Source organism: Pseudomonas sp. AD21, from assembly GCF_002878485.1.
GTDB lineage: Bacteria > Pseudomonadota > Gammaproteobacteria > Pseudomonadales > Pseudomonadaceae > Aquipseudomonas.
On record NZ_NQYG01000058.1, the window covers coordinates 20,905 to 35,658 of the forward strand.

3 protein-coding genes (1 of these 3 only partly in view) are annotated in these 14,754 nt (G+C 63.4%); 2 read left to right on the forward strand and 1 reads right to left on the reverse strand.

Annotated elements, in window-relative coordinates; all coding sequences use genetic code 11:
* Together PseAD21_RS23985 and PseAD21_RS23990 are read left to right on the forward strand one after the other, a co-directional pair.
* On the forward strand, window positions 1–13,017 hold the 3' portion of the coding sequence (locus PseAD21_RS23985) for a non-ribosomal peptide synthetase (protein ID WP_102358287.1). The gene continues 1,980 nt to the left of window position 1, outside the view; 13,017 of the gene's 14,997 nt are visible here — the last part of the coding sequence; its start codon lies off the left edge, out of view; its stop codon occupies window positions 13,015–13,017.
* Window positions 13,018–13,084: 67 nt separating this feature from the next.
* Window positions 13,085–14,044, forward strand: a complete 960-nt coding sequence (locus PseAD21_RS23990) for an alpha/beta hydrolase (protein ID WP_102358289.1) — start codon at window positions 13,085–13,087, stop codon at window positions 14,042–14,044.
* 298 nt (window positions 14,045–14,342) lie between these two features.
* Here PseAD21_RS23990 and PseAD21_RS29690 read toward each other — a convergent pair.
* A partial coding sequence (locus PseAD21_RS29690) for a hypothetical protein (protein ID WP_158242608.1) occupies window positions 14,343–14,754 on the reverse strand: 412 nt, incomplete at its 5' end.

Below are 14,754 nucleotides of genomic sequence, written 5' to 3' on the forward strand. Positions count from 1 at the left end.
ACGATCTACACCTCCGGTTCCACCGGCAAACCCAAAGGCGTGATGGTGCGCCACGCGGCGCTGAGCAACTTTGTCGCGAGCATGATCAAGCAGCCGGGCATCGTGGCCACCGATCGCGTGCTGTCGCTGACCACGTTCTCGTTCGATATTTTCGGCCTGGAAATCTACGGCCCGTTGCTGGCCGGCGCCTGTGTGGTGCTGACCGGCAAGGATGTGCATCAAGACCCGCAAGCGGTGCTCGAACTGATCGAGCGTCATGCCGTGACTGTGCTGCAAGCTACGCCATCGACCTGGCGCATGCTGCTGGACAACGAGCACGCGGCGATTCTCAATGGCCGCACGTTCCTTTGTGGCGGTGAAGCGTTGCCGCAAGAACTGGCCAATCGCATGCTGGCACTGACGCCGAGCGTGTGGAACCTCTACGGCCCGACCGAAACCACCATCTGGTCGGCGCAGCACGCCTTGAGTGCAGACAACAGTCGTCCATTCCTCGGCACGCCCATCGACAACACCGCGTTGTACATCCTCGGCAGCGACCTTGAGCTCAATCCGCTCGGCGCCCCGGGGGAGCTGCTGATCGGTGGTGACGGCCTGGCCCGGGGTTACTTCCAGCGTCCAGGCCTGACGGCTGAACGTTTTGTCCCGGATCCATTCTCGAAAACCGGCGCACGGCTGTACCGCACCGGCGACCTGACCCGCTACCGTGCCGAAGGCGTGATCGAGTACATCGGGCGGATCGACCATCAGGTGAAAATCCGTGGTTTGCGGATTGAACTCGGTGAGATCGAAGCGCGTTTGCTCGCCCTCGCTAGCGTGCGCGAAACTGTGGTGGTTGCGCAGGATGGCCCGACTGGCCCGCAACTGGTTGGCTATGTGGTACCGACCGCCGACGATATTGATGAAGTCGAACTACGCGCCGCATTGAAAGCCAGTCTCAAGGCCGAGCTGCCGGAATACATGGTGCCGGCGCACTTGTTGTTCCTCGCGCAACTGCCGCTGACGCCCAACGGCAAAGTCGACCGCAAAGCTTTGCCGGCACCCGACGCCAGCCAGCTGCAATCAACTTACCTCGCGCCGCAAACCGCCACTCAGCACAGCGTTGCCGAGATCTGGCAAGCGGTGCTCAAGCTCGATCGCGTGGGCCTGAGCGATAACTTCTTTGAACTGGGCGGGCACTCGTTGCTGGTCACGCAAGTGGTCTCGCGCGTGCGTCAGGCGCTGAACGTTCAGGTGCCGCTGCGCACGTTGTTCGAACACAGCACGCTGGAAGACTTTGTCGCCGCGCTGGGTGTTGAGCAGGCGCCTCAGGAGCCACCGATTGTCGCGTTGCCACGCCTGCAACCGCTGGCGCTGTCCTATGCCCAGGAACGCCAATGGTTCCTCTGGCAACTGGAACCGACCAGTACCGCTTATCACGTACCGGCGGCGTTGCGTCTGCGCGGTGAGCTGGATCTGCCGGCGCTGCAGCGCAGCTTCGACGCGCTGATCGAGCGCCACGAATCCCTGCGCACCTGCTTCGTCGAACAGCAGGGCCAGACTCTGCAAGTGATTCAGGCTCACGGCACGCTCGATCTGCAAGTGCAGGACGTGGCGGCAGATCTCGGCGAGACCGCGTTGCAAGCGCTGGTCGGCGCAGAAACCCTGCACCTGTTCAATCTGCAGCAAGGCCCGCTGTTGCGGGTCAAGCTGCTGCGTCTGGCGGCCGATGACCACGCGCTGGTCATCACCCTGCACCACATCGTCGCCGATGGCTGGTCGATGAATGTCATGGTTGATGAGCTGGTGGCGTTGTATGCCGCGTACAGCCAGGGCCAGAGCGTGCAATTGCCGGCGCTGCCGGTGCAATACGCCGACTACGCGGTGTGGCAAAAGCACTGGATGGCGGCGGGGGAACGCGAGCGTCAGCTGAGCTACTGGACCGCACAACTCGGCGATGGCGATCAACCGTTGCTGGAGTTACCGACGGATCGTCCGCGCCCACCCGAGCAAAGCTATCGTGGTGCCCGTCGTGATATTCCGCTGAGCGTCGAACTGGCCACCGCGCTCAAGCAACTGGCGCAGCGCGAGAACGTCACGCTGTTTGCGCTGTTGCTGGCGTCGTTCCAGACCTTGCTGCACCGTTACAGCGGTCAGGCCGACATCCGTGTCGGTGTGCCGGTGGCCAACCGCAACCGGGTCGAGACCGAAGGCCTGATCGGTTTCTTCGTCAACACCCAGGTGTTGAAGGCCGAGTTCGACAGTCAGCAGACATTCCGCAGCCTGCTGCAGCAAGTGCAAGGCACCGTGCTCGGCGCCCAGGCCCATCAGGATCTGCCGTTCGAGCAATTGGTCGACGCGCTGCAACCGGAACGCAGCCTCAGCCACAGCCCGCTGTTCCAGGTGATGCACAATCACCAGAGCCAGGTGCGTCAGGCACAAGGTGCCACGCGTCTGCCGAAACTGGCGATTGAAGGCTTGCCTTGGGCGTCCAGTACCGCGCAGTTCGACCTGACCCTGAACACCTTTGAGTCGACTGACAATGTCTGGGCCGAGCTGACGTATGCCACTGACCTGTTCGACACCCCGACCATCGAACGGCTGTCGCAGCACTGGACGAATCTGCTGCAAGGCATCGTCGCCGACAGCGCTCAGCGCATCGCCGAACTGCCGCTGCACGACGCCGCCGAACGCGCGGCGACGCTGCGGCAATGGACCCCGGCCGTCAGCGATTTCCCGAGCGAGCAGTGCCTGCATCAACGGATCGAACAACAAGCCGCCCGCGCACCGCGAGCGATTGCCGTGGGCTATGCCGGGCAGACCCTGAGCTACGGCGAACTCAACAGCCGCGCCAATCAGTTGGCCCACAAGCTGATTGCCAGCGGTGTCGGCCCGGACGTGCGCGTCGGTCTGGCGGTGGAGCGCAGCCTCGACATGCTGGTCGGCCTGCTGGCGATTCTCAAGGCCGGCGGCGCCTATGTGCCGCTGGACCCGACGTACCCGGAAGAACGCCTGAGCTACATGATTGGCGACAGCGGCATCGCGCTGCTGCTGACCCAGAGCCATCTGCTCGGGCGTCTGCCGGTGCCGGATTCGCTGCGCAGCCTGATGCTCGATCAGGAGCGTGACGGCCTCGAAGGCTACAGCGACAGTAATCCGCAAGTGTGCATGAGCCCGGACAACCTGGCTTACGTGATTTACACCTCCGGCTCCACCGGGCAGCCGAAGGGCACGTTGCTGGCCCATCGCAACGTGTTGCGCCTGTTCGAGGCCACCGACGCGTGGTTCGGTTTCAGCGCGACGGATGTCTGGAGCCTGTTCCATTCCTACGCCTTCGACTTCTCGGTGTGGGAGATTTTCGGTGCGCTGCTGTACGGCGGCAAACTGCTGGTGGTGCCTTACGAGGTCAGCCGTGCGCCGGAAGATTTCTTCGCCTTGCTTTGCCGCGAAGGCATCACCGTGCTCAACCAGACGCCGTCGGCGTTCAAGCAATTGATGCAAGTGGCGTGTGCCCCGCAGCAAGCGGCGCAACAACTGGCGCTGCGCTACGTGGTGTTCGGCGGCGAGGCGCTGGAGGTCAAGAGCCTGCGTCCGTGGTTCGAACGTTTCGGCGATCAGGCACCGCAACTGATCAACATGTACGGCATCACCGAAACCACCGTACACGTGACCTACCGGCCGTTGTCGATGGCCGATTTGCAGCGTGAGGCCAGCAGTCCGATCGGCGAGCCAATCCCCGACCTGTCCTGGTACTTGCTCGACGGCGATCTGAATCCGGTCGCCAAAGGTTGCATCGGTGAGTTGTACGTCGGTCGCGCTGGCCTGGCTCGCGGTTATCTGAACCGCGCGGATCTGACCACCCTGCGTTTCATTCCCGACCCGTTCGCCGCCGATGGCGGGCGTCTGTACCGTACCGGTGACCTGGCGCGCTACTGCGCCGACGGCGTGATCGAATACATCGGGCGCATCGACCATCAGGTGAAGATTCGCGGTTTCCGTATCGAACTCGGCGAGATCGAAGCGCAACTGTTGGAGCAGGCAGCGGTGCGCCAGGCCGCAGTGCTGGCGCAACCGGGTCTCAGCGGTCAGCAACTGGTGGCGTATCTGGTCCCGAACGATGCCGCGCTGCTCGACGCAAGCCCGGCCGAACAAGCGTTGTGGCGCGACAGCGTGCGCGCTGAACTCAAGGCCAACCTGCCGGATCACATGGTCCCGGCACACCTGTTGCTGCTGGCGCAATTGCCGTTGACCGCCAACGGCAAACTCAACCGCAACGCCTTGCCGTCGCCGGACGCCAGCCAGGCCCAGCAGGCCTATCAGGCGCCGCAAAGCGTGATGGAGCAGCGTCTGGTCGCAATCTGGCAAGAGGTGCTGAAGCTGCCGCAAGTCGGCATCAACGACAACTTCTTTGAATTGGGCGGCGACTCGATCATCTCGATTCAGGTGGTCAGCCGCGCCCGTCAGGCCGGTATTCGCCTCAATCCCAAAGACCTGTTCCAGCACCAGACCGTGCAGCGCCTGGCGCTGGTCGCGCAACTGGGTGGCGACGAGTCGACGATTGATCAGCAAGCCGCGAGCGGTGCAGCGTTGCTGCTGCCGATCCAGCAGCAGTTCTTCGCCGACGAGATTCCTCAACGTCACCACTGGAACCAGTCGGTGCTGCTGCAACCGCGTCAGGCGCTGGACGCCGACAAGGTCGAGCAGGTGTTGCGCGCACTGGTGGCCCATCACGATGCCCTGCGCCTGAGCTTCACTCAGCGCGACGGTGTGTGGCAGGCCGAGCACCGCGCGGTCGAAGAGTCGCCGCAGAACTTGCTCTGGCAGGAAAACGTCGCCGATGCCGCCGCCCTTGAAGCCCTGGGTAACCGCGCTCAGTGCAGCCTCGACCTGCAAGACGGGCCGTTGCTGCGTGCGGTGCTGGCGAATCTGGCCGATGGCACGCAGCGCCTGCAGTTGGTGATTCACCACCTGGCGGTGGACGGCGTGTCGTGGCGGATTCTGCTGGAAGACCTGCAAAACGCTTATCAGCAACTGCTCGACGATCAGCCGTTGAGCCTGCCGTCCAGAACCAGTGCCTTCAAGGACTGGGGCGAGCACTTGCAGCGTTACGCCAACAGCCCGGCGTTGCAGGCAGAGCTGGCCTGGTGGCAGGCCAGCCTGAGCGATGTGAGTACCGATCTGCCGTGCCAGCGCGTTGACGCCAGCCAGGACAATCGTCTGGCCCGCACCGTGCAGACCCGACTCGGCGCCGAGCTGACTCGACAGCTGCTGCAAGAGGCCCCGGCGGCTTACCGCACGCAGGTCAACGATCTGCTGCTGACGGCGCTGGCGCGGGTCATTGGGCGTTGGAGCGGGCAGGCGTCGACGCTGATTCAGCTCGAAGGCCATGGTCGCGAAGAACTGTTCGACGGTGTCGATCTGACCCGCACGGTGGGCTGGTTCACCAGCCTGTTCCCGGTGCGCCTGATGCCGGCGCAAACGCTGGGCGAGTCGATCAAGCAGATCAAGGAACAACTGCGCTCGATCCCCAACAAGGGCATCGGTTTCGGCGCCTTGCGCCACCTTGGCGATGCCCAGGCACAGCAGAGCCTGCGGGCCTTGCCGAGCCCGCGCATCACCTTCAACTACCTCGGGCAGTTCGACGGCAGTTTCGCCGGTGACGAGGCTGCGCTGTTCGTGCCGTCGCCGGACAATGCCGGCCTCGATCAGAGCCCGGACGCGCCGCTGGGCAACTGGTTGACCCTCAACGGTCAGGTGTATGGCGGTGAGCTGCGGGTGGGCTGGACGTTCAGCAGCGAGCGCTTCGACGGCGCGGTGATCGAAGCCCTGGCCGAAGATTACGCCGAGGAACTGGCGGCGTTGATCAGCCATTGCCTGACCCCGGGCGTCGAAGGCCTGACCCCTTCGGACTTCCCGTTGGCCGGCCTGACGCAGGCTCAGCTCGATCAGTTCCCGCTGCCGCCGCGGCAGGTCGCCGATGTGTATCCGCTGTCGGCGATGCAGCAGGGCATGTTGTTCCACAGCCTCTACGAGCAGGCCACCGGCGATTACATCAACCAGGTCCGGCTCGATGTCGAAGGCCTCGACCCGCAACGCTTCCAGCAAGCCTGGCAAGCGGCGGTGGACAACCACGACATCCTGCGCAGCAGTTTTGTCTGGCAGGGTGAACTGGCGCGTCCGGTGCAGGTGGTGCACAAGCAACTGGACATGCCGTTCCGCGTACTCGACTGGCGCAATCGTGACGATTGTCAGAGTGATCTGAATGCACTGGCGGCTGCCGAACAGGCGCAAGGTTTCGACCTGAGCCAGGGGCCGCTATTGCGCATGGTCGTGGTGCGTCTGGACGAGCAGCGCTGCCACTTGATCTACACCAACCACCACATCCTGATGGACGGCTGGAGCAACTCGCAGTTGCTCGGCGAAGTTCTGCAGCGTTACAGCGGGGTTGCCCAGCCGCCACTGGCCGGGCGTTATCGCGATTACATCGAATGGCTGCAGCGTCAGGACGTGCAGGCCAGCGAGCGTTACTGGACCGCGCAACTGGCTGACCTGCAAGCGCCGACCCTGCTGGCGCAAGCGTTGCAGGCGCAACACGGCGATGCACCGCGCGACGGCCACGGTGAACATTTCTGCGTGCTTGATGCCGAACAGACCCGCCGTCTGGGCGAGTTCGCGCGGCAGCAGAAAGTTACCCTCAACACTCTGATTCAGGCGGCATGGTTGCTGCTGTTGCAGCGCCTGACCGGTCAGCAGTGCGTGGCGTTCGGCGCCACGGTCGCGGGGCGTCCAGCCGAGCTCAAAGGGGTCGAGCAGCAGATCGGTCTGTTCATCAACACCTTGCCAGTCATCGCCAGCCCGCACTCGCCTTCAAGCGTTGGCGAGTGGTTGCAGCGTGTGCAGGCGCAGAACCTGGCCTTGCGTGAGCATGAGCACACCCCGCTGTTCGACATTCAGCGCTGGGCGGCGCGCAATGGTGAAGCGCTGTTCGACAATATTCTGGTGTTCGAAAACTACCCGGTATCCGAAGCACTGGCGCAGGGCGCACCACAAGAACTGCGCTTCGGCGAAATCCACAATCATGAGCAGACCAACTACCCGCTGACCCTGCTGGTGCACCTGAGCGACGAGCTGTCGATGCACTTCAGCTACCAGTGCGAAAGCTTTGCCGCGCACAGCGTGGTGCAGTTGGGGGCGTACTTGCAGCGCTTGCTCGGGCAGATGAGCGAGTCGGGTGAACGTTCGCTCAGCGAGCTGAACCTGATCGAACACAGCCCGCAGGTGAACAGCGATTTCGCCACCGAGTGGTGCATCCATCAGGTCATCGCCCATCAAGTGGCGGCGACTCCGGATGCCTTGGCGGTGACCTTCGCCGATACACAACTGACCTACGCCGAACTGGACGCGCAGGCCAACCGTCTGGCGCACACGCTGATCGAGCTGGGTGTCGGCCCGGAAGTGCGAGTGGGCGTGGCGATGCCGCGCTCCGAGCAGTTGCTGGTCGCCTTGCTCGCGGTGCTCAAGGCCGGTGGCGCCTATGTGCCGCTGGACCCGGACTACCCGGCGGATCGCGTCGCTTACATGCTGGAAGACAGCCGGGCGCGGGTGCTGCTCACCGAGCAGGCTGTTGCCACGACCCTGAGCGTGCCGGGCGATACGCAAGTGCTGCTGTTGGATCAGCTGTCGCTGAGCGGTTATTCGGCTGTCACACCACACACCAACGTGCAGCCAGACAACCTCGCTTACGTGATCTACACCTCCGGTTCTACCGGCAAACCAAAGGGCGTGGCGATTGCCCATCGCAACGTCATGGCGCTGATCGACTGGTCGGCCAAGGTCTACAGCCGCGATGACATTCAAGGCGTACTGGCCTCGACTTCGGTGTGCTTCGACCTGTCGGTGTGGGAGCTGTTTGTCACCTTGGCCAACGGTGGCTCGCTGATCATCGCGCGCAATGCACTGGAGCTGCCGCAACTGCCGGCCCGCGACCAGGTGCGCCTGATCAATACCGTGCCGTCGGCGATTGCCGCACTGCAGCGCACCGGGCAGATTCCGCCGGGCGTGCGCATCATCAACCTGGCGGGTGAACCGCTGAAACAAGCCCTGGTGGAGGCGCTGTATCAACCGTCGACCGTCGAGCACGTCTACGACCTGTACGGCCCGTCGGAAGACACCACCTATTCGACCTGGACCCGCCGCAGTTCCGGTGGTCAGGCGCGGATCGGGCGCGCGCTCGAGCACAGCGCCAGCCATCTGCTGGATGCCGATCTGCACGCGGTGCCGCAGGGCGTTTCGGCCGAGCTGTACCTGTCCGGCGCCGGCATCACGCGCGGTTATCTGGGGCGGGCGGCGATGACCGCCGAGCGCTTCGTACCGAATCCTTTCGTCAGCAACGGCGAGCGCATGTATCGCACCGGCGACCTGATACGTGAGCGTGAAGCGGGGGAACTGGAGTACATGGGCCGCATCGACCATCAGGTAAAAATTCGCGGCTTGCGTATCGAACTGGGCGAAATCGAAGCACGACTGGTGGTGCATGCCGCCGTGCGTGAAGCGGTGGTCGTGGCCAGCGAAGTGTCGGGCAGTCAGCAACTGATTGCCTATCTGGTGCCGAGCGATCCGGCGATCATCGACGCCGGTGCCGAACTACAGGCAGAACTGCAGCAAACCCTCGGCAACTGGCTGGGCGCAACCCTGCCGGATTACATGGTGCCGACCCACCGCCTGTGGCTGGCGCAGTTGCCGCTGACCCCCAACGGCAAGATCGATCGCAAGCGCCTGCCAGCACTGGAACTCAGCGCCGCGCAGTTGCATGTCGAACCGGTGAATGCCACCGAGCAGGCGTTGGTGGACATCTGGAAAGAGGTGCTGGGCCTTGAGCAGGTCAGCACCCGTGACAGTTTCTTCGCTCTGGGTGGCGACTCGATCATCTCGATTCAGGTGGTCAGCCGCGCCCGTCAGCAAGGGCTTGAGCTGAGCCCGAAAGACCTGTTCCAGCAACCGACGATTCAACAATTGGCCCTGTGCGTCCAGGCTGCCGAAGGTCCTGTGGCGCCAGTGACGGCGCTGATTGACATGCCGCTGCACGGCTTGAGCGAGGCGCAAGTCGCGCAGCTGCCACTGCCGGCTGGGCAACTGGATGGGCTCTATCGCTTGTCGCCGATGCAGCAGGGCATGTTGTTCCTCGGGCTGAATTCGCCGGAATCGGATCTCTACGTCAACCAGTTGAGCGTGCCGGTGCAGGGCCTTGAGCCGCTGCGCCTGCAAGCCGCCTGGGAAACCGTCAGCCGTCGTCACGACATTCTGCGCACCGGTTTCCTCTGGCAGGACATGGCCGAGCCGCTGCAATTCGTGCTCGCCGATCCGCAGCTGCCGTTCAGTCTGCTCGACTGGCGTGAGCAGGATCATTCGGTCGAGGCCTTGCAAGGCCTGGCTGATGCCGAGCGGGCCAAGGGCTTCGACCTTGACCAGCCGCCGCTGCAACGGCTGACGCTGGTGCAAGTCAGCGAGGACAGCTATCAGTTGATCTGGACCTACCATCACATTCTGATCGACGGCTGGAGCAGTTCGCAGTTGATCGGTGAGGTGCTGAGCCAGTATTCCGGACGACCACTGGCCGAAGCGGTGCCGTACCGCGGTTACATCAATTGGCTGCAACAACAGGACGCGAATGCCAGCGAAGGCTTCTGGCGTCAGCACCTGAGCCTGCTCGACGAGCCGACCTATCTGGCGGACGCGGTGGTGCGCAGCGGCAGCGGTCGCGGTCACCAGGCGCTGTACAGCCGTTTGGGCGAAACCCGTACCGAACAGTTGAAAGCCTTCGCCCAGTCGCAGCAGGTCACCCTCAACACCTTGGTGCAGGGCGCCTGGCTGGTGCTGCTCAGCCGTTACAGCGGCCAGCGTTGCGTGGCGTTCGGCGCGACGGTGGCGGGGCGTCCGGCGAGCCTGCCGGCGTCGGAATCGATTCTCGGTCTGTTCATCAACACCTTGCCGGTGATCAAGGAAGTGCCGGCCGAGCAGGCAGTGGGCGCCTGGTTGCGCGAGTTGCAGGATTTCAACCTGGAAATGCGCGAGCGCGAGTACACCCCGTTGACCGACGTCCAGCGTTGGGGCGGGCGTGCCGGGCAGTCGCTGTTCGACAGCATCATCGTGTTCGAGAACCACCCGATCGATCAGGCGCTGCGCGAGTGGCGCGATGATTCGCTGAAGTTTGGCGAGATCAATAACTCCGGCCTGACCAACTTCCCGATGGACCTGATGGTCACTCTCGAAGACGGGCTGGTGATCGAGTACATGTTCCTGCGCGAACACTTTGATCTGGCGACCGTGGAAGGCATCCGCAGCAACATGGAAGGCCTGCTCACGGCACTGGTGCAGGACGCCGGGCAGGCGCTGGGACGCATCGGTCTGCCGACCGGGCAGGTCTCGTCCGCTCAGGATCCTGTCGCGCAACCGCAGACCACGCTGGTGCACCAGCGCATTGCCGGGTGGGCCGCGCAGCGTGCCGAACAAATTGCGCTGATCTTCAATGAGCAAGCTTTCAGCTACGGTCAGATCGAAGCGCGGGCCAATCGTCTGGCACATGCGCTGATCGCCGAGGGTGTCGGTCCGGAAGTGCGGGTCGGTGTGGCCTTGCCACGCAGCGAAAACATGATTGTGGCGCTGTTGGCGGTGCTCAAGGCCGGTGGCGCCTATGTGCCGCTGGACGCGACCTATCCACGCGAGCGCTTGAGTTATCTGATGCACGATTCGGGCATCGCCTTGCTGCTCAGCGATTCGAGTTTGCGTCAGGTGTTGCCGACCCAGGCCAACCTGCATGTACTGGAACTCGATCAACTGGATCTGCGCGCTCAGCCAGAGTCGGCGCCGCAGATCGCGGTGCAGCCGGGCAACCTGGCCTACGTGATCTACACCTCCGGTTCTACCGGTCAGCCCAAAGGTGTCGGCGTGGCGCACGGGCCGCTGGCGATGCACTGCCAGGCGATCGGCCAGCGTTATGAAATGAGCGCGGTCGATTGCGAATTGCATTTCATGTCGTTCGCCTTCGACGGCGCGCACGAGCGTTGGCTGACCACCCTGACTCACGGCGCGCGTTTGCTGATCCGCGACGACAGCCTGTGGACAGCCGAACAGACCTACGACGCTCTGAGTCAGCATGGTGTGACCGTGGCGGCGTTCCCGCCGGTGTACCTGCAACAACTGGCCGAGCACGCCGAGCAACACGGTAATCCGCCGCCGGTACGGATCTACTGCTTCGGCGGGGATGCGGTGCCGGTGGCGAGTTTCGAACTGGCCAAACGCGCGCTGAAACCGCAGTACATCATCAACGGCTATGGCCCGACCGAAACGGTGGTCACGCCGCTGATCTGGAAGGCCGCGGTCGACGATCAATGCGGCGCGGCCTATGCGCCGATCGGCAGCGTGGTCGGCGAGCGCAGCGGTTATGTGCTCGACAGCGACCTCAACCCGCTGCCGGCCGGCATCGCCGGTGAGTTGTACCTGGGTGGTGCGTTGGCGCGCGGTTATCTGGGGCGTGCCGGTGGCACCGCCGAACGTTTCGTCGCCAACCCGTTCAGCGCCGATGGCAGTCGTCTGTATCGCACCGGCGACCTGGTGCGCCAGCGTGCCGACGGCACCGTCGACTACCTCGGGCGGATCGACCATCAGGTGAAGATCCGTGGTTTCCGCATCGAGCTGGGTGAAATCGAAGCACGCCTCAAGCAGCAGCCGGGTGTGCGTGACGCCGCCGTGGTGGCCCGCGAGGGCGTCAGCGGCAAGCAACTGCTCGGCTATGTACTGGCCGCTGCCGACACTCCGGCCGACGGTTTGTGCGATCGTCTGCGCGAGCAACTCAAGGCCAGCCTGCCGGATTACATGGTGCCGGCGCACCTGATGTTGCTCGAACGCATGCCGCTGACGCCGAACGGCAAGCTCGACCGCAAGGCCCTGCCGAATCCGGATGCCGAACAGCGTCTGGCGTACGTTGAGCCGCGCACCGAGCTGGAAAAGGCCCTGGCGAAGATCTGGCAAGAGGTGCTGAAAATCGAACGGGTCGGGCTCACCGACAACTTCTTCGAACTGGGTGGCGATTCGATCCTCAGCCTGCAAGTGGTGGCCCGCAGCCGCGTACTCAAGGCTCAGGGCCTGAGCCTGAAACTGCGTGATCTGATGCAGAAACCGAGCATCGGCGAGCTGGTGGCCAGCGTTCAGGGCACGGCGGCAAAAGCCTCCGGGTTGCTGGCGATGAATGCCGAGGTTCCGGGTGTGGCGCCGCTGTTCTGCCTCCACGCCGGCTTCGGCACGGTGTTCGACTACGAGCCGCTGGCGCGGCGCTTGAGCGGTCAACGCCAGGTGTTGGCGATTCAGTCGCGGATGCTGCTGGATCCGGCGTTCAACGACACCTCGTTGCAGCAGATGGCGAGTGATTACCTCGCGCAGATTCGTCAGAAACAGCCGCAAGGGCCGTATCACCTGCTGGGCTGGTCGCTGGGCGGTACGCTGGCGATGTTGATCGCCGCGCAACTGGAGCAGGTGGGGCAACAGGTCAAGTTTGTCGGGCTGGTCGACAGCTTTGTGCCGTCGGCGGCGGTCGACGCCGGGGCTGTGGATGACTGGCAAGCCGATCTGCGCGATTTCCTGCACGTGACGCTGCCGGTTGCCGCACCGGGCCAGTCCATCGACGGTGAAGAGACGCCGCACAACCTGCGTGCGCTGTTCAAGCGTGCCATGAGTGCTGAACGTGGGGCTTCGACCTATGTGGCGCTGGGCGCCGATGAACTGGCGCATGTGTTCAGCGTGGCGCGCCGGCTCAAACAGTTGTCGCTCCAGCTTGAGCGCTGTGCGCCGCTGACCGTCAATCCGGTGTGCTGGTGGACCTTGGGCCGGGAAGTCGAAGCACTCGAACTGGCGGCACAACTCGGTCAGCCGGGCATGGGCGGCGAATGGCTTGATTGCGGGCACTTCCAGATCCCGCGTGATGAAACTTTTCTGTCCGAGGCTGAAGAAATGCTCGGCCAGATCGTTGAATCAGTAGTCATGTCCTGAAACCTGCTGTGAAACCCAAGCAAAACCGATCGGGCGCTGATGGCGCCCGATCGCTTTGGAGATTTGAATGTCATTGAATCCTGATATCGCCGCATTTCTGCAACTGGTCGGCAACGGCCGGGCCAGTGGCAAGCGCGTCGGCATGCATGAGTTGACCCCGACCGAGGCCCGTGAACAATTCGATCAGTCATCGTTGCTGATGGACGCCGGCGGTGAAGAACTGGCCGTGGTGGATGAGCTGCAACTGCCGGTGCGTGACGGCGCACGGCTGAACGCGCGGGTCTACAGTAATCATGCGTTGCAGGCGGGCGCCGGGCGTCCGGCACTGTTGTATTTCCATGGCGGCGGCTATGTGGTCGGCAGCCTCGACTCGCATGATTCACTGTGCCGCGCGCTGGCCTCGCTGGCCGATTGTGTGGTGCTGTCGGTGGCTTACCGAGTGGCACCGGAACATCGCTTCCCGACAGCGGCCGACGACGCGCAGGATGCCTGGGACTGGCTGGTGGCGAGTGCACAGGATCTGGGCCTCGACACGGCGCGGCTGGCGATTGCCGGTGACAGCGTCGGTGGCAGCCTGGCCACGGTGCTGGCTGCGCAACTGACGGATGGCGCTGTGCAGCCGCGCTTGCAGGTGCTGATTTATCCAGTCACCGATGCCAGTCGCAGCACGCCTTCGATCGAGCGTTTTGCCGAAGGCTATCTGCTGGAGAAGGCTTCGCTGCAGTGGTTCTACGAGCACTATCAGCGTGATGCCGGCGATCGTCTCGATCCACGTTTTTCGCCGTTGCTCGGTGAAGTCCCGGCCAATGTCGCGCCGGTGCTGATGGTGTTGGCCGAGTGTGATCCGTTGCACGATGAGGGCGTGGCGTATGCCCGGCATTTGCAGGCGGCGGGGGTTGCGGTGGAGCTGAAGGTTTATGAGGGGATGACCCACGACTTCATGCGCATGGGGGCGATTGTTGATGAGGCTGAAGAGGCGCTGGAGTTGATTGCTGGGCGCTTGGTAGAGGTGTTTGCTTTGGCTTGACGGGGGGGGAATATCCGTTGCTGCGGTAACGGCCACTTAGGGTTCCGCCTTTACGGCGGGTCACTTTTTCCAGACGCCGAAAAAGTAACCAAAAAGGCTTTACCCTGACGTTCGGCCCTCGCTGTGGCTCGGGTTCCTTCGCTCCGGGATTGATCCGTGGGGCATCGCCTCCGGTTTGCTTCGCTGCACCTCCTCTCGATGTGTTTGGCTACGCCAAACGGTCGCTGCGCTCCCACCCCCGGATCAATCCCTCCACTCAGCCTGCCGACGGGCCTTGAGATCAAAAGCTTTACTCGAGCTAACGCTCATCGTGTTGAGTGGTGGAAAAGCGTGCGCTCGGCTTTTGCTTTTCTGTAGGAGCCAGCCTGCTGGCGATGGCGGCCTGACAGCCGACCAATTTCCAACTGAACACACCCATTCCAACTGTGGGAGCGGCGGTGCGACGATTCGACTTGCTCGCGAAGGCGGCCTGACAGCCGACCAAAATCCAACTGAAAACACCCAATCCCATGTAGGAGCTGCCGAAGGCTGCGATCTTTTGATCTGCTTTGGCTTTGGCTTCGGCTTGGCTTCGGCTCTTGATGTGGCTTTTGATCTTCAGCCCCTTCGGCAGGCCGAGCGTAGGTGTCCATCCGGGGGTTAGGCGCGCAGCGCCATGCGGCGCAGCCGCATACATCGAGAGGAGGTGCAGCGAAGCAAACCGGAGGCGA

Excerpts from the sequence above, each read along its gene's own strand:
- PseAD21_RS23990 (WP_102358289.1), top strand. The coding sequence starts at position 13,085 with ATGTCATTGAATCCTGATATCGCCGCATTTCTGCAACTGGTCGGCAAC.